13 protein-coding genes are annotated in these 17,148 nt (G+C 36.5%); 7 read left to right on the forward strand and 6 right to left on the reverse strand.

Annotated features, from left to right (window positions below):
- Window positions 1–271: 271 nt before the first annotated feature.
- Both pyrH and frr read left to right on the forward strand, forming a co-directional pair.
- Window positions 272–979 (forward strand): UMP kinase, encoded by a 708-nt coding sequence (gene pyrH / locus H6W53_RS00815; protein ID WP_040999212.1) that lies wholly within the window; start codon window positions 272–274, stop codon window positions 977–979.
- Window positions 980–1,084: 105 nt separating this feature from the next.
- On the forward strand, window positions 1,085–1,639 hold the full coding sequence (frr, locus tag H6W53_RS00820; RefSeq protein ID WP_087710043.1) for a ribosome recycling factor: 555 nt from the start codon (window positions 1,085–1,087) through the stop codon (window positions 1,637–1,639).
- A 64-nt stretch (window positions 1,640–1,703) separates the two neighbouring features.
- Here the strand turns inward: frr and H6W53_RS00825 are convergent, their stop codons facing one another.
- From H6W53_RS00825 to H6W53_RS00845, 5 genes are all read right to left on the reverse strand, one after another.
- Entirely contained in the window at window positions 1,704–2,342 is a 639-nt protein-coding gene (locus H6W53_RS00825) for a hypothetical protein (RefSeq protein WP_185204478.1), read from the reverse strand.
- Between the two features lie 274 nt (window positions 2,343–2,616).
- Window positions 2,617–3,405, reverse strand: a complete 789-nt coding sequence (locus tag H6W53_RS00830) for a hypothetical protein (protein WP_116099241.1) — start codon at window positions 3,403–3,405, stop codon at window positions 2,617–2,619.
- 131 nt (window positions 3,406–3,536) lie between these two features.
- Window positions 3,537–4,997: an LptF/LptG family permease gene (locus tag H6W53_RS00835; protein ID WP_185204479.1), complete on the reverse strand. Its 1,461-nt coding sequence runs from the start codon at window positions 4,995–4,997 to the stop codon at window positions 3,537–3,539.
- Window positions 4,998–5,315: 318 nt separating this feature from the next.
- Complete coding sequence (locus H6W53_RS00840; RefSeq protein WP_185204480.1) at window positions 5,316–5,963, reverse strand: LolA family protein; 648 nt, start codon at window positions 5,961–5,963, stop codon at window positions 5,316–5,318.
- A gap of 62 nt (window positions 5,964–6,025) precedes the next feature.
- Entirely contained in the window at window positions 6,026–8,599 is a 2,574-nt protein-coding gene (locus H6W53_RS00845) for an FtsK/SpoIIIE family DNA translocase (RefSeq protein WP_185204481.1), read from the reverse strand.
- A gap of 416 nt (window positions 8,600–9,015) precedes the next feature.
- Between H6W53_RS00845 and ccsA the strand changes: the two genes are divergently transcribed.
- The 3 genes from ccsA (at window position 9,016) to H6W53_RS00860 (ending at window position 13,748) form a co-directional block, all read left to right on the forward strand.
- Window positions 9,016–12,261, forward strand: a complete 3,246-nt coding sequence (gene ccsA / locus H6W53_RS00850) for a cytochrome c biogenesis protein (RefSeq protein WP_185204482.1) — start codon at window positions 9,016–9,018, stop codon at window positions 12,259–12,261.
- 169 nt (window positions 12,262–12,430) lie between these two features.
- On the forward strand, window positions 12,431–13,297 hold the full coding sequence (locus H6W53_RS00855; protein ID WP_185204483.1) for an SPFH domain-containing protein: 867 nt from the start codon (window positions 12,431–12,433) through the stop codon (window positions 13,295–13,297).
- 262 nt (window positions 13,298–13,559) lie between these two features.
- Window positions 13,560–13,748, forward strand: coding sequence for an Arc family DNA binding domain-containing protein (locus H6W53_RS00860; RefSeq protein ID WP_185204484.1), 189 nt, complete (start codon window positions 13,560–13,562; stop codon window positions 13,746–13,748).
- An 81-nt stretch (window positions 13,749–13,829) separates the two neighbouring features.
- Here the strand turns inward: H6W53_RS00860 and H6W53_RS00865 are convergent, their stop codons facing one another.
- Window positions 13,830–14,057 carry a hypothetical protein gene (locus tag H6W53_RS00865; RefSeq protein ID WP_185204485.1) on the reverse strand — a complete coding sequence of 76 codons (228 nt, stop codon included), beginning with the start codon at window positions 14,055–14,057 and terminating at the stop codon, window positions 13,830–13,832.
- A 107-nt stretch (window positions 14,058–14,164) separates the two neighbouring features.
- On the opposite strand from H6W53_RS00865, the gene H6W53_RS00870 reads away from it, so the two are divergent.
- Window positions 14,165–15,715, forward strand: a complete 1,551-nt coding sequence (locus H6W53_RS00870) for an aldehyde dehydrogenase family protein (RefSeq protein WP_185204486.1) — start codon at window positions 14,165–14,167, stop codon at window positions 15,713–15,715.
- A 93-nt stretch (window positions 15,716–15,808) separates the two neighbouring features.
- Complete coding sequence (gene lat, locus H6W53_RS00875; protein WP_116099234.1) at window positions 15,809–17,134, forward strand: L-lysine 6-transaminase; 1,326 nt, start codon at window positions 15,809–15,811, stop codon at window positions 17,132–17,134.
- Window positions 17,135–17,148: the final 14 nt, after the last annotated feature.

Here is a 17,148-nt window from a genome sequence, read left to right on the forward strand (position 1 = left end):
TTTATTGAAGTTAATTTTTTAACGAAGGATTAGCCAAAAGATTGTATCTATTGTAAATCTTCATGTTTTGTAATTTAATTAAACAGCCATGTATTCACTCAAATTATAAAAACAGGGACTTTATTTATCCGGAAAAATGCTTCGTTGATCCCATAAAACATCACTTTTAAAATTTATAATGTATAATGAAAAATCAACCTTATTAATGATTATATTTGCAAAGTCAAATTTTAGACAGATATATCTAACGAAAAAAAGTTATTTACATACAATGAAATATAAAAGAATCCTTCTGAAACTGAGTGGTGAAGCCTTAATGGGAAACAGACAATATGGTATTGATAATGAAAGGCTACAGGAATATGCTGCAGAAATTAAGAAAGTGGTAGAAAAAGGCTGTGAAGTTGCCATCGTAATCGGAGGAGGAAATATTTTCCGCGGAGTAGCAGGAGCTGCAAAAGGAATGGACAGAGTACAGGGAGATTATATGGGAATGCTTGCAACGGTAATCAACGGGATGGCTTTGCAGGGTGCTCTGGAAGATGCGGGAATTAAAACAAGACTGCAGTCTGCCATCGAAATGGATAAAGTGGCGGAACCATTCATCAAAAGAAGAGCAGTAAGACATCTTGAAAAGGGCAGAGTAGTGATCTTCGGAGCCGGAACAGGAAATCCATATTTCACAACAGATACTGCCGCAACGTTAAGAGCCATCGAAATCGGGGCAGATGTTATTTTGAAAGGAACAAGAGTAGACGGAATCTACGACAGCGATCCTGAAAAAAATGCAGATGCGGTAAAATATAATTCACTATCTTTCGACGAAGTTTATGCGAAGAATCTAAAGGTAATGGATATGACGGCATTTACTTTAAGCCACGAAAACAAACTGCCGATTATTGTTTTTGATATGAACAAAGACGGAAATCTGGAAAAAATTGTTGATGGCGAAAATGTTGGTACTTTAGTTGATTTGTAATAGTAAGTTCAGGGTTTTGAGTTTAAAGTTTTAAAGATTACTCATTACCAATTATTTATTACTTATCATTAACATATGTGTAACTTATCAAATTTTATTATAGTAATGGAAGAATTAGATCTTATAGTAGAGTCTGTACAGCAGGACATGGAAGCAGCTATTAAGCACCTGGATCATGCATTTCAGAGAATCAGAGCGGGACGTGCGTCTACAACAATGGTTCAGGATGTGATGGTGGAATATTACGGAGCATTAACTCCAATTAATCAGGTTGCCAATGTTTCTATTCCCGATGCAATGACGATTTCTATTCAACCTTGGGACTCAAAAGCGATTAATGATATTGAAAAAGCGATCATCAATTCCAATTTAGGTTTTGCCCCTTCTAATAACGGGATCAACATTATCCTTAATGTACCGCCTTTAACGGAGGAAAGAAGACGTGAACTGGCAAAACAGGCTAAGTCTGAAACAGAAGACACGAAAGTAGTTGTAAGAAACGCAAGACAAAACGGTCTGAAAGAGCTTAAAAGACTGGAAGGAGTTTCTGAAGACATCATTAAAGGTATTGAAGCAGATATTCAGACGCTTACCGACAAATATGTAAAAGCTTGCGATGAGCATCTTAAAGTAAAAGAAGCTGAAATTATGAAAGTATAATTTTCGGCTCCTGAAAATATAAAAAGCGGTTTCATTTTGAAGCCGCTTTTGTTTTGGGTAGAGTTTAAAGACAATTGATTTCTTCTTTTCGGTCTTTATTTTTAAGGATTAAATGATAGTTTTTCATCAGATCGGAAATGTTGCATTTTGTTTCTTTATTCGGAACCGAATCAGGATTTTTATTATTGCCTTTTGAACGGATCGTATAATTTTTTTCGAGACATTGAATGGCTTTATTGTTTAAAACGTAGATTCTTTTTTCATTGATATCATCTTTCGTTTCGGGTTTTTCGGGCGTTCCGCCTTCATCAAAATTCCATGCCGTTTCCTCTTTAAAAATGAAAAATACGCTGTTGTTTTTTACATAATATTTTGTGAATGAAGAAAAATGACTGTGTTCTGCATAAGAATCTTTAACCATTCTAAGATCTTTGTTTTCATAATACAAAACAACTTCACCTTCTTTTTCGTCGCAGTTATAGGTGAATTTAGTTGAGTCCAATTGTTTCGCAGACAAAAGATTATTTATAGCTGCATATTCTTTCTTTATATCTTCAACGGAAGTAATGGAATCACTCAATTTTTCAGAAACTGTATTCATGGTTGTATTATCAGCCACTGAATTATTTTGAATGGTTTCTGTATTTTCTTTCTTACAGGAAACAATAGCAAGAAAACCTAAACTGAAAAGAAGTATTTTCATAAAAATGATTTTGATACATCGTACTGCAAAAAATATGCGCAAAACTTATTTAAACTTAATAGCTTTAACCATCGCGAAAGCACAAAGATTGTATCTAAAATAAAATTAAGCATCATCGTTATTGAAAATCTTTGATTTTCTTGCGCCTTAAAGATTTGAGATTAATAAAAATCTTGCTTTTTTGTACTTTTTGACAAGAATATTTCCATTAATAAAAAACTAAAATAAAAAAGCAGCTCCAAACTGAAACTGCCGTAAAAAATATTTTAATTGATTATTTACAATTTTCGTTATAATCGTAGATCACTTCATTCACGATCGAAAGATTATCAGCCATTGCATTGTCGATTTCATTTCGGATGAATTTTCCTAAACCTGATCTCTTTTTGGTGTCATTTTTCAAAGAACCGTATTCTCCTTTTGTTATTTTAGCTTTCACAACAGGACAGTCTGCGGTAATGATTTTTGCTTTTGCAACATTAAGTTCTTCAGGTTTTCCGCCTTTTTTGGAATAAACATAAGCCGGATTTTCTCTCATTCTTTTGTTTTCCTCGTCTGCAACAGCGATTTGTCCGCCTGCTGAGAAAGTAGTCGGGAAACCGTATACCTTGTACACTTTAATTTTTCCGTCTGCCACAACTTCTGCAAACTGATTGCTTTTTGTAAGGTTGTTGAAAGCTTTTAAACCACCGCTTAAACCTCCGTTTTGGGTGTTGTATGCTTCTTTGGTATTGGTGTATTTTATGGTTTCAAAAACTCTTTCCGTATTGTTGTCGATCGCCATATAACCTTTAAGATCATCAACATCATACGTTTTGAATTTTTGCTTTTTCTTTGAGTTGTCAATGTCCGAAGTTGCAATGAATTTCACTTTTTTCTGATTCGTCCACGGATTCATTTCGTCTCCGGCAAGTCTTACAATACCTTCGATCTTTTTCCCGCTTTTATCAATAATGTATCCCGGCTTTTCCCCGATTCTCATTTCATATTCCGTATTGTCTTCCTGCGCATAAGCATTGAAAGAAACAATACTGAATAAGCCAATCAATAATAATTTTCTCATATAGAATTGTTATAATTTTTGACAAAGATAATTTTTTACAGCTAAAATGAAATTGAAATTCATTTTTTAACATACCACAAAAAAATCCGGAAAAATTCCGGATCTTTTTATATTGTATAAGGTACAGCTTATTATTGATACCTTTTGTGTTCTTCATTCTTTACAAAAAGTTTGATAACAGGCTTGAAAGCCGCTTTGTATTTTTCGGCATCAAACAGTTGAGAATCCGTAAGAGCTTTGTACGTCATCCATACTCCGAAAGGAAACAGAACCAGATTCGGAACCCACGCTGCAAGATAAGGGTTGATCTTTCCGGACCACGCCATGTTTTCAAAGCCTACATTAATCACGTAGAAAATAATGAAAATAACAATTGCAATTACCACAGGAAGTCCCATTCCTCCTTTTCGGATAATGGAACCCAAACTCGCACCGATCAGAAAGAAAATGATGCAGGTGAAAGAATACGTCACGATTCTTTGCTGATAAATCACGACTTTGCTGTAATATTTTACGCCTGGATCAATCTCGTTATTTTTTCCTTCAAGCGTACTTTTCAGGTTATCAAGACGACTGTAAGCATTATTAATAATCTCCAGTTTTTTCTCACCTTTCACCGTATCAAGCTTAATGCTCTGTTTCGGTTTTGCCTTTGCACTGTTCTGTTTGGTGTCCATATAACTTACCACAGAATTGGTCTGTCCCAAAACATCATTGCTTACATTGGTGAAGAATTTCTGATTGTCTTTCTTTGTTTTATCAATCGTTGTATTCAGTTCATTGAAGGTCTGAAAACGGTAATCATCCGTGATTTTTTCTTCTTCAATGGCTTTGTTAATGATCTCACTTACGTCGAAGTGGAGCGTTAGAGTATCAAATTTAATTACCTGATCGGGCTGTTTTAAACGGACATTTTCTCCTTTTCCGGCAAAATTATCTTCATAAACAAATCCGTTAAACAATTTAAGTTTCAGATAATTCGTATTTTCTGCCGGAGCAAAAACACCTTTCTGGGCAATTACAGTCTGCTGATTTTCATAGGAACTTGCTTTCTTATGAACAAAAACGCCTTCTATATTTTCATCATTTTTACCATAAATTTTATCGAACTTCACCATGTTTCCGGGAATCTGATCGATAAACTGTCCCGGTGTGAAATTCAGGGCAGGTTTGGTTTGCGCAATATTGAAAAGCATATTTTTCGCCTTCCTCTGAAAATCCGGAATGATATTATTGGAGAAAAAATACAGCATGATGGAAAGTACAACGGTTACTCCCAAAAGTGGCATCATTACTCTGGTGAGCGAAATTCCTGCGGCTTTCATGGCAGCAAGTTCATATCGTTCCCCGAATTCCCCGAAAGACATAATGCTCGCAAGAAGAATCGTGAGCGGTAAAACCATACTGATTACACTTACCCCGAGGTAAAAAAGAAGTTTCATGATTTGCCAGTAGCTCAGTCCTTTTCCCATAAACTGACCTAGCTGAATCCAGATAATGTTCACAATAAAGATGAAAAACAATACGCTGAATATAAAGAAAAACGGTCCGAAGAAGGTTTTTATAATATATCGGTCTAGTATTTTTAACATTCGCCAAAATTAAACAAAAAGCCACAAAGTTTTCTTTGCAGCTCTTATATTTTATGAAATTTTTATAATAAGTTTCTTTAAACTAATTTTAAATGTAACCGCAAAAGAGACGAAAGACTTTGTTGAGTTTATTTAAAGTATTTCAAAAGTCTGCAAAGAGAAAAATCTTTGATTTTTTTAACTTATGTGCTCTTTTTACATTTAAGTATTAAACTTAATGACTAAAGTGTTACAATCTTTTGCATCTTTTGCGGTAAAAAAGTTTAGACAAGTTTAATTAAAAGCAAATCCGCGTATTCGCTTATCTGCTGATTATTTTTAAAGTTCTGTGATCAGGTAATTTTTGTATTTGTTTTTATCAAATGTAAACATTCCCGGATCCAAAGTCTGGTTTTCCTTGTATTCTTTAATCGCAATTACGGCAAGGTCTTTATTGTTTCCGTGCTGTTCCAGTTTTACCATCTGTTTTTTAGCAGAATCTACAAAAAGATACACATATTTAATTCCGTTGGATTTTACCGGAGTTAATTTAATGAAATCCGCATTTACACCATCTACATTTTTCTTTCCTCCGTACGTTACATTATAATCTTTTCTGTAGGTAGAAAGGTAATTGATAGGGGAGAACATGGAGCTGCTTCCGTTAGGTTTCGCTACCGTAACTTCCATATCTTCTGTATTGATGTTATAGATTTTACTTCCGTCGAAGATCTGCTCCGTTTCCATGATCTTCAGTTTGTATTTATCTCCCGCAGCGTAATAAATTCCTGGTTCCGATTTATCTACTTTTCCGTTGGTTCCGCTTCCGAAAGAAAACTTGAAATACGAATTTTTCTTAGAGTTATAATTAGCTGTAATATCATCAAGAATTTTTTTTGCCTTTGCATCAATCTTCTGTGCATTCGTAAATCCGACCGCTCCAACTACCAAACTGCTTACTATAACTTTTGAAATAATATTTTTCATTTTATTAAATTCTTTAATCTTTAGACTTTCTTTAATGTTAAAAGTTAAACTGAAATTTCGCTTTAACTGCGCAGATCTTCCAAAAACTGTTCCAAAGAATGAAGGTCACTGATGAGAACCTCTCTTGCTTTTGCCCCGTTAAATCCGCCGACAATTCCGCTGGCTTCCAGTTGATCCATAATTCTTCCGGCTCTGTTGTAGCCCAGTTTCAGTTGTCTTTGAAGCATTGAGGTAGAACCTTGCTGAGTAGAAACAATAATTCTCGCTGCATCTTCGAACAAAGCATCTTTTTCATTCGGATCAAAAGCTCCCACTGTACTGGTAGAATCTTCAGAAACATATTCCGGAAGAATGAATGCGGAAGCGTATCCTTTTTGTTCCCCGATAAATTCTGCAAGTCTTTCCACTTCCGGAGTGTCTACAAATGCACACTGAAGTCTTAAAATTTCATTTCCGTTAAAATAAAGCATATCTCCTTTCCCAATAAGCTGATCTGCTCCCGGAGAATCCAGAATCGTTCTGGAATCTACACTGGAAATTACCCTGAACGCTGCTCTTGCAGGGAAGTTCGCTTTAATCATACCTGTAATTACATTTACGGAAGGTCTTTGTGTTGCAACAATTAAGTGGATTCCCACCGCTCTTGCCAACTGAGCCAATCTGGCAATCGGTAATTCAACCTCTTTTCCGGCAGTCATAATTAAATCGGCAAATTCGTCCACCACCAAAACAATGTATGGTAAGTAACGGTGACCGTTTTCAGGATTTAATTTTCTTTCCGCAAATTTTTTATTGTATTCCTTTAAATTTTTACAAAATGCATTTTTAAGCAGATCATATCTCGTATCCATTTCGATACAGAGAGAATTCAGCGTGTTGATTACTTTATTCGTGTCTGTAATAATTGCCTCTTCTGCATCCGGAAGTTTGGCAAGATAATGTCTTTCGATTTTTGAATACAATGAAAGTTCCACTTTCTTAGGATCTACCATTACAAATTTCAGTTCGCTCGGATGCTTTTTGTATAATAGTGAAGTAAGAATTGCATTAATACCGACCGATTTACCCTGTCCTGTTGCTCCTGCCATCAGTAAGTGAGGCATTTTGGATAAATCTGCCATAAAAATTTCATTGGAAATGGTTTTACCGAAAACAACCGGAAGATCCATATCTGTATTCTGGAATTTTTGCGAAGCAATCACCGAACGCATAGAAACCATCGTCGGATTTTTTCTCGGAACTTCAATCCCGATTGTCCCTTTTCCAGGCATTGGTGCAATAATACGGATTCCCAAAGCGGAAAGATTCAGGGCAATATCATCCTGCAGTTTTTTAATCGCTGCTACACGAATTCCTGCTTCCGGTACAATTTCATATAAAGTTACAGTCGGTCCTATCGTTGCTTTAATTTCGGCAATTCCTACGTTAAAGTTTTTCAGCAATCCGACAATTTTATTTTTGTTTTCTTCCAGTTCGTCTTTGTTGATCGAAATTTCTTCGTTTCCGTAATCTTTCAGCAATTCAACAGGCGGCATCTGGAATTTGGCAAGATCCAGTTTATGATCGTACAATCCATGTTTATCTACCAATTCCTGAGACTGTCTTTCGGAATCATCAAGAATATCGATAACCGGAGCTACTTCTACATTAAATTTAATATTTTCCTGAGGTGCAGCCGCAATAACTGTACTTACCGGAATAGAAGGTGTCATATCAAAAGCCTGTTCCGGACTTGTAGTAGGAACTTTAGGTCTGGAGTCAAGATTTAAATTGATGGAGTTTGAAAAATCATTCTTAGGTTCCTCATCAAAAGAAGTTTTATTCGGCGTTACAATCGGATCCAGATTGCTTGATACCGGAACTTCCGGAAAACCTTTCGGAACTTTTACAGGTTCAGGCTCCGCCATTTTGGGAGCTGGTTTTTCTGCAACTTCCGTTACTTTTATTTTAGGTTGTTCTTCTTCCTGTTCTGCCGTTTCTATTTCCTCAATCAGTTCTTCATCCGCTTCAAAATTTTCATCAGAACTCGGCATCATCGATCTTACTTTTCCGATGGTATTTTCATTGATGTCATTTAATTTAGACTTGATAGAACTCGGACGAAGATTAAACTCTAAAATAAAATACAAAGCAATACTTGCAATTAAAACCAGCCAAAGACCATAAGAACCAATAATCGTATTCAGAGACTCCATGATCTGATATCCGTAAACTCCGCTTAAAACACCCTGTCCTTTAGTAATCGCTCCAAACAGAATCGGAAGCCAGCAAATGAAAAACAGGGAATGCCCCACCGTTTTCCAAGGTTTGAACATTTTCTTTTTCAGGATAACGGTTCCGAAAACCAGAAATAAAAAGGCAATGATGAATGAAGCCACTCCGATGCTTTCGAAAATAAAAATATTTCCGAGCCAGTCGCCCAGTTTTCCGAAAAGATTGGAAGATTTTATACTTTTATCGAGCATCGTTCCTGCCTGACTCTGATCTGCCTTCCAGTTCATCAGGTAAGAAACGAACGAAAAAGTAAGCACTACAGAAAAAAGGATGAAAGTAAGCCCGAAAAATACTCTTGGCTTAGATAGAAATTTGCCCTTATCAGGCGATTCAGTCGGTTTGTTTTGTGTGTTTTTATTCATAATGTCAATTGGCAAATTTAATGTTTTTCTTACATTAAACGGATGCGCATAAGCTTAAAAAAGTAACTAATTTTTCCCTTATTTTAAAAGAAATTTAGATTGATTTGGTTTTAATGATTAAAAATATTTAAAATAAAATGAACTGGGAAAAAATATTCGATCATTTTTTACTGTTTTAAAAATTTGAATCAAATAAAGATTAAAAATTTGGGAAAGATAGAGCTTGTCAATCAGTTTTATAGCTTTTATGAATTCAATTCTGATGATTTTTTCGTTTTAAATTTTCCTCAAAGGAAATTTGCTTATTAAGAATCAATAAAAATAAGATTAAAAGCAGTCTCAACTGATAAATGACAGTTTTTTTTGGAGTCTTTATGGTTTATCATCCTTATTTTTGCATGTCAAGTATATAAATCATGAAGAAGCTGCAAGATATTCTTATCTCGACCAGGACAATGGCTGTATTGTTACTGGTGTATGCATTTGCGATGGCTTATGCAACGTTCTTGGAAAACGACTACGGTACTCCTACAGCAAAAGCATTAATTTACGAAGCAAAATGGTTCGAACTTATCATGTTCCTGCTCATTCTCAACTTCATCGGAAACATCGGAAGATACCGACTTTGGAAGAGAGAAAAATGGCCGGTTCTGGTGTTTCACCTTGCTTTTATACTCATCTTCATCGGTGGTGCAATCACAAGGTACATCAGTTTCGAAGGGACTATGCACATCCGTGAAGGGGAAACATCCAATGAAATCGTAACGGATAAAAACTTCCTCAAAGTACAGATTGAAGAGAAAGGTGATGTTCTTAACTATAAAGATATTCCTTACTTAATGTCTCCTTTGCACAAGGATCTGGAAGCAACCTACGATTTCCACGGAAAGCAGGTGAAAGTAGTTGCTAAAGAATATGTTCAGCGAAAAAAAGACAGTCTTCTGGCTGATCAGAATGGGGCAGAATATCTTCATTTGGTTTCCACAGGACAAACCGGAAGACAGAATATTTTCATCAAGCCGGGCGAAACAAAATCAATCAACGGAACTTTGGTAACGTTCAACAGAGCTATTGAAGGTGCGGTTGAATTTAAAAACGAAGGCGGAAAACTGTTCATCAAAACTCCTGTGGATGCAAGTTATATGACGATGGCAACTCAGGCAACCGGAACAACGGTGAAAGATGAATTCCAGCCTTTGGCTTTAAGAAGTTTATATTCCATCAACGAATTAAAATTAGTAGTTCCGGAAGGTCTTAAAAAAGGAAAACTGATGGCGATTGAAGGCGACAGAAAGAAAGATCAGAATGTTCCGGATATGTTAACCGTAGAACTTCAGGGGCCTAAAACAAAGCAAATGGTAGATCTTTCGGTAGAAAAAGGAAATCCGAATGCTTACAAACAGGTAACAATGGACGGTTTGAACATTATGATCGGTTTTGGTCCTAAAATTTACAATACACCTTTCTCGCTTAAACTGGATGATTTCATCATGGAAACTTATCCGGGAAGTTCTTCTCCGAGTGCGTACGAAAGCCACATTAAAATTATTGATGAAGGAAAACAGACTCCTTTTAAAATCTATATGAACCACGTTCTGAACCATAAAGGATACCGTTTTTTCCAGTCGAGCTTCGATCCGGACAGAATGGGAACGGTTCTTTCCGTAAACCACGATTATTGGGGAACTTTGATTTCCTATATCGGGTATACATTCTTATTCGGGGGAATGTTCTTTATGTTCTTCTGGAAAGGAACCCACTTCTGGAAATTAAACAAAATGCTGAAAGACGTTAACAAAAAGAAAGCAGCAGCAGTAATTTTATTATTGTTGAGTTTCGGCTTAAATGCCCAGAAAATTGAGACACATGGCACAACCGACGGAAGCAGGGAACATATCCATGTAGAAGGGGATAATCACAGTCACGCTCAGGGCTCAGAAACATTAAAACCACAGGGAGCGCAGCCGTTTACAAAAATGAAAGTGGTTTCTGCCGATGAAATTATTGCAAGAAATAAAATCAGCGCAGAACATGCTGATAAATTCGGATATCTTTTGGTGCAGAATTTTGAAGGAAGAATCGTTCCGATTAATACCGAAGCTTTGGATGTTTTAAGAAAGCTTTATAAAAAGGACGAGTTTAAAGGAACAGACGGAAAATCTTTAACAGCAAACCAATGGTTTTTATCGGTGAATATCGATACGCCAAGCTGGACAATGGTTCCGATGATTAAAGTAGGAACAAAAGGCGGAGACGAACTGAAAAATAAAACCAAAGCAGACGAAGATGGATATACTTCTTTAATGAATCTTTTCCCGGCAGATGCCAACGGAAATTTAAGATATATCCTTGAAAGCGATTACAACACTGCGTTCCGTAAAAAACCGGCTGAACAGACCAATTATGATAAAGAAGTGATTGCGGTAAACGAAAGAGTTCAGATCTTCAACGAATTTTTTAGCGGTCAGTTCATGAGAATTGTTCCGGTAAAGAACGACGCCAATCACACATGGCATTCATGGCTGGATCAGAAAATGGAACCGGATATGGAGTCTCAACAGGTTATGGGACCATACTTTGCAGAAGTTTTGCAGGCTCAGCAATCAGGAAATTGGGCAAAAGCAGATGCGCAACTGGCGAAACTTTCAGAATATCAGCAAAAATGGGGCAAAGCTGTCGTTCCTGCAAAATCTAAAGTTGATCTTGAGGTGTTCATGAATAAAGTGAATATCAACTTCAAATTGTTGATCTTCTACACATTAATCGGAGGATTGTTATTAATCTTAGGTTTTGTTGAATTATTTAAGTCTAAAAAAGTTTTAAACAAAGCAATTAAAGTTATCATTGTTTTAGGAATTGTAGGATATCTTTTCCATTTCCTTGGTTTAGTGGCAAGATGGTATATTTCCGGTCACGCTCCGTGGAGTAACGGGTATGAAGCCATTATTTTCATTTCTTGGGTAGGTATTACAGCAGGTTTATTACTTTACAGAAATTCCAATGCCTTAATTCCGGCAGCCGGATTTATGGTAGCTGTAATTATGATGGGATTTGCGCACGGAGGTTCTGCTCTTGATCCGCAGATTACACCTTTGGTTCCTGTATTGAAATCGTATTGGCTGATTGTTCACGTTGCAATTATTACCTCAAGTTATGGGTTCTTTGCACTGTCGATGATCATTGCAGTAATCAGTTTGGTATTTTATATCATTTCCAATAAAGAAACATATAAATTGCATCACGATACAACATTGAAAGAACTGGTAATCGTTTCTGAAATGTCTTTAACCATAGGTTTGTTTGCATTAACCGTAGGAAACTTCTTAGGAGGAATCTGGGCAAACGAATCATGGGGAAGATACTGGAGCTGGGATCCGAAGGAAACATGGGCATTCATTTCCATTATGGTATATGCATTTGTTCTTCACATGAGACTGGTTCCGGGATTAAGAAGCAGATGGGCATTTCACGTTGCGACGATGTTTGCATTTTGCTCGATGGTCATGACGTATTTCGGAGTAAATTATTACCTGAGCGGACTTCACTCTTACGCAGCGGGAGATCCGGTTCCGGTTCCGGCTTGGGTTTATATCGGACTTGCAACAATGGCACTTTTATCAGCCGCATCTTATTACAAGTTCAGAATTTTAAATAAAAAATAAATTTAAGATTTATCATATATACGATCCCTGAAATTAATTTTTCAGGGATTTTTTTGTGCTTAGAATTTAACCGACAAGTCAAAAGAAATTTTAAAATAAATGATTTTTCATGTGAAAAAAGTCATACCTTTATGATATCAAAATAATATCAAATTAAAAAATCAATATCATGGAAAAAATCTTAAAACCAATGTCGGGATACTTTACTTTGGTCATTTGTCTTGGATTGTTTGCCGTTTCCGTTTATTTATTTGCAATCGGTGTCGATAACAGTGTTACGCTTGTCGTTTTATCATTATTGTCATTTATTCTGTTTTGCTTTTTTATGAAAGGGTTAATGATTATTCAGCCTAATCATTCAAGAGTGCTGAACTTTTTCGGAAAATATGTCGGAACCGTAAAAGACAACGGTTTATTTTTTATCAATCCTTTATATTCCTCACAGAAAATCAGTCTCCGTTCAGAAAATTTACAGGGACAGACTCTTAAAGTGAATGACAAGTTGGGGAATCCGATTGAAATTGCAGTTGTGATTGTCTGGAAAGTGGGAGATACCTACAAAGCGGCTTTTGACGTTGAACGGTATTCAGATTTTGTGAAAATGCAGAGTGAAGCCGCGGTACGTCATCTGGCGATGAGTTTTCCTTACGACAATTTAGAAGACGATCATGCGCCGATTACTTTAAGAGAAGGCGGTGAAAAGATCAATGCAATCTTAGAGCAGGAGCTTACCGAAAGACTTTCAAAGGCAGGAATTACCATTCAGGAAGCAAGAATTTCACACTTGGCTTACGCATCAGAAATCGCAGGAGCGATGTTGCAGAGACAGCAGGCAACGGCAATTGTAGCCGCAAGAACAAAGATCGTAGAAGGAGCTGTAGGAATGGTGGATTTAGCCCTGAAAAAGCTTTCGGAAGAAAATATCGTAGAATTGGATGACGAAAGAAAAGCAGCCATGGTGAGCAATTTAATGGTGGTTCTTTGCGGGGAAAAAGCTGCACAACCAATTTTAAATGCCGGAACTTTGTATAATTGATAATTAAAATTTTCGCAATATTTGTCATTCCGTAGGAAAGCTGTGTATTTAGAAGAATAGCATTAGAAACGTCAATTTGAGCGAAATAGAAAATTTATATTTAAAAGATTTTCACTCTACTGTGCTCTGTTCTGAATGACTATATAACCTTACATCTTTGCTGAGTGAAACGCCTTGGCGAACATAAAAACATAAAGTAGTTCAGAAAAATCTTTGTGCACTTTGCGTTAAATACAAATTAAGCAAAAGAAAAATAGAAAAAATGAAATCAGAAAAAGCTCAGGATCCTTCCGAAAATAAAGGCAAAAAATCTTTTGTTTTAAGGATTGATGAGTCTACATTTAAGCTTCTGGAAAAATGGGCAAATGACGAATTCCGGAGTGTAAACGGACAGATTGAGTATTTGCTGCATCAGAGCCTGATTAATTCAGGAAGGAAAAAGAAAGAATAAAATATCGTCATTACTAATGACCTTGAATCCAAAACAAAAGCTGAGAAATTTCTCAGCTTTTTGTATCTATATATCAATTAATTAATCAAAAATTCCGGTAATATAATCGGAGATCACCGTCCAGAAATTTTTCCCCAGAAAATAAATCAGCGTAGAAGTAATAATTCCTTTGACGGTAAAAAATATAATTCCGCCGATCCCGAATTTCTTTACCAGACTTTTCCATCTGGAGGATTTTTTTTCCTCTGTGGCAGGTTCGTTATTAATCTTATTATTTTCCATTCCTGAAATAAAATGATTCCTATACAAAGATAACTATGTTTATAATTAGTCCAAATAAAAAATTGTTAAAAAATTAAAATTTTGGGATTCGCATAATATTTCTATCTTTAGAGGAAACGAAAAGTAAAATTTTTATGTCTAAAAAAGTAAAGGATTTTGGGATCGAAAAAACACTCAAAAATCTAGGAATTAAGGATGAAAATAAGGGAACTTCAGTAGGCGGAAAATACTTTGCATCAGGGAAAACCATCGAAAGTTACTCTCCTGTAGACGGAAATCTGATTGCTAAAGTGAAGACTTCCGGAGAATCTGATTATGACAAGGTAATTGAGACGGCTGAAAAAGCTTTTAAAGAGTTCAGATTGATTCCGGCTCCTAAAAGAGGGGAAATTGTAAGACAGTTAGGTCAGAAATTAAGACAGTACAAAGACGATTTGGGGAAACTGGTTTCCTATGAAATGGGAAAATCCCTGCAGGAAGGTCTTGGAGAAGTTCAGGAAATGATTGATATCTGCGATTTTGCAGTAGGGGTTTCAAGACAGCTTCACGGGTACACAATGCACTCGGAAAGACCGGGACACAGAATGTATGAGCAGTATCATCCGCTGGGAATCGTGGGGATCATCACCGCGTTCAACTTTCCGGTAGCGGTTTGGGCTTGGAACACAGCTTTAGCATGGATCTGCGGTAACGTTACGATCTGGAAACCGTCAGAAAAAACACCGCTTTGCGCCATTGCCTGCCAAAACATCATGAACGAAGTGTTAAAGGAAAATAACCTTTCCGAAGGTATTTCCAGCGTATTGGTTGCAGATCATGAAATCGGGCAGAAATTAGTGGATGACAAGAGAGTCGCTTTAGTTTCTTTTACCGGTTCTACAAGAGTCGGAAGAATGGTTTCAGCAAATGTTGCGCAGAGATTCGGGAAATCGATCCTTGAATTAGGTGGAAATAATGCCATCATCATTTCTAAAGATGCAGATATTGATATGTCGATCATCGGAGCAGTTTTCGGAGCTGTAGGAACAGCAGGACAGAGATGTACTTCCACAAGAAGACTGATTATCCACGAAAGTGTTTATGATGAAGTAAAGAACAGACTGGTAAAAGCGTACGGACAACTGAAAATCGGAAATCCTCTGGATGAAACAAATCATGTAGGTCCGCTTATTGATATCGATGCGGTAAATATGTATCAGGAAGCCATCAAAAAAGGTAAAAAAGAAGGCGCAAAATTCATCGTGGAAGGTGAAGTCCTGAAAGGAAAAGGATACGAATCCGGTTGTTACGTAAAACCATGTATCGCTGAAGTAAAGAATTCTTATGAAATCGTTCAGCATGAAACTTTCGCACCTATTTTATATTTAATCAAATACAAAACTTTAGAAGAAGCAATTGCTATTCAGAATGATGTTCCTCAAGGATTGTCGTCTGCAATCATGACGCAGAACTTAAGAGAGGCAGAATTATTCCTTTCTCATGCAGGTTCAGACTGTGGAATTGCCAATGTAAACATCGGAACTTCAGGTGCGGAAATCGGCGGAGCTTTCGGTGGAGAAAAAGAAACCGGAGGCGGAAGAGAATCCGGATCAGATGTTTGGAAGTATTACATGAGAAGACAGACCAACACCATCAATTATACCACAAACTTACCTTTAGCACAGGGAATTAAGTTTGACCTTTAAAAACTAACATCATGAGTTTAAAAATTTGGAAACAGATTTTTAAGTCTCAAATTATTATTAAATTTTAATCACCCCTAAGATTTTTATTTAAAAATGGAACAGACAATTGAAATAAAAGCAAATAAAGTAAAAGAAACCGTTGGAAGACACGTTTTGGCAGATGGTTTCGATTTCGTGATGGATATTGAAAAATCCCACGGTTCATGGCTGTACGATAAACTTACAGACAGAGAATATTTAGATATGTTTTCCATGTTTGCTTCGGCATCCATCGGTTACAATCATCCCTATATCGTTGAGAAATCGGCATGGCTGGGAAAAATGGCAGTCAACAAACCCACTTTGGCAGATGTATATTCTGAAGAATATGCGCATTTCTTAGAAGTTTTTGAAAGAGTGGTAATTCCTGAAGAACTGCAGTATGCTTTCTTTATCGAAGGCGGAACTTTAGGAGTAGAAAATGCCCTGAAAGCGTGTTTCGACTGGAAAACGCGTAAAAATTTTGAAAAAGGTCTTAATCTGGAAGCGGGAATCTGCATTCATTTCAAACAGGCATTCCACGGAAGAAGCGGGTATACGTTAAGTTTAACAAATACTTCAGATCCCAGAAAATATCAGTATTTCCCGATGTTCGACTGGCCAAGAATCCTAAATCCTAAACTTACTTTCCCGATCACGGAAGAGAATTTGGAAGAAACCATTAAAAACGAAAGACTGGCTTTATTAAATATTGAAGAAGCGATTTTAATGAATCCTGATAAAGTGGCGTGTATCATCATCGAGCCGATTCAGGCTGAAGGCGGAGACAACCATTTCAGAGACGAATTTTTAATGGGATTGAGAAAGATTTGCGATCAGCATGACATTCTTTTAATTTTTGATGAAGTTCAGACCGGTATCGGAATTACAGGTAAAATGTGGGCATTTGAACATTTTACAGCAAAACCGGATATTATTTCTTTCGGTAAAAAAGCGCAGGTTTGCGGAGTTTTAGCCAATAAAGAAAAATTTGATGAAGTTCCGAACAATGTTTTCAGAGAAAGCTCAAGAATTAATTCCACTTTCGGAGGTAATTTTATCGATATGCTACGTTTCCAGTTGGTAATGGAAGTTATCGAAAAAGAAAACCTTGTGGAAAATGCAAGAGTGGTAGGAGAATATTTGCTTAACGGATTAATCGGTCTTGCAGAAAAATATCCTGAAAAACTATCCAATGCAAGAGGAAGAGGACTGATGTGCGCCATCGATCTTCCGACTTCTGAACAGAGAAATGCATTAAGAGACGAGCTTTGGAACGACGGAATGATTATCCTTTCATGTGGAGATCAGTCACTTCGCTTCAGACCGCATCTGAACGTTACGAAAGAAGAAATTCAGATCGCTTTAGATAAAATCGAAAATAATATTCATAAAATTTAAAAGCTGAAATTTGT

Source organism: Chryseobacterium sp. C3 (genome assembly GCF_014218905.1).
GTDB classification, from domain to species: Bacteria; Bacteroidota; Bacteroidia; order Flavobacteriales; family Weeksellaceae; genus Chryseobacterium; species Chryseobacterium mucoviscidosis.

Excerpts from the sequence above, each read along its gene's own strand:
- pyrH (WP_040999212.1), top strand. The coding sequence starts at position 272 with ATGAAATATAAAAGAATCCTTCTGAAACTGAGTGGTGAAGCCTTAATG.
- frr (WP_087710043.1), top strand. The coding sequence starts at position 1,085 with ATGGAAGAATTAGATCTTATAGTAGAGTCTGTACAGCAGGACATGGAA.
- H6W53_RS00825 (WP_185204478.1), bottom strand. The coding sequence starts at position 2,342 with ATGAAAATACTTCTTTTCAGTTTAGGTTTTCTTGCTATTGTTTCCTGT.
- H6W53_RS00830 (WP_116099241.1), bottom strand. The coding sequence starts at position 3,405 with ATGAGAAAATTATTATTGATTGGCTTATTCAGTATTGTTTCTTTCAAT.
- H6W53_RS00835 (WP_185204479.1), bottom strand. The coding sequence starts at position 4,997 with ATGTTAAAAATACTAGACCGATATATTATAAAAACCTTCTTCGGACCG.
- H6W53_RS00840 (WP_185204480.1), bottom strand. The coding sequence starts at position 5,963 with ATGAAAAATATTATTTCAAAAGTTATAGTAAGCAGTTTGGTAGTTGGA.
- H6W53_RS00845 (WP_185204481.1), bottom strand. The coding sequence starts at position 8,599 with ATGAATAAAAACACACAAAACAAACCGACTGAATCGCCTGATAAGGGC.
- ccsA (WP_185204482.1), top strand. The coding sequence starts at position 9,016 with ATGAAGAAGCTGCAAGATATTCTTATCTCGACCAGGACAATGGCTGTA.
- H6W53_RS00855 (WP_185204483.1), top strand. The coding sequence starts at position 12,431 with ATGGAAAAAATCTTAAAACCAATGTCGGGATACTTTACTTTGGTCATT.
- H6W53_RS00860 (WP_185204484.1), top strand. The coding sequence starts at position 13,560 with ATGAAATCAGAAAAAGCTCAGGATCCTTCCGAAAATAAAGGCAAAAAA.
- H6W53_RS00870 (WP_185204486.1), top strand. The coding sequence starts at position 14,165 with ATGTCTAAAAAAGTAAAGGATTTTGGGATCGAAAAAACACTCAAAAAT.
- lat (WP_116099234.1), top strand. The coding sequence starts at position 15,809 with ATGGAACAGACAATTGAAATAAAAGCAAATAAAGTAAAAGAAACCGTT.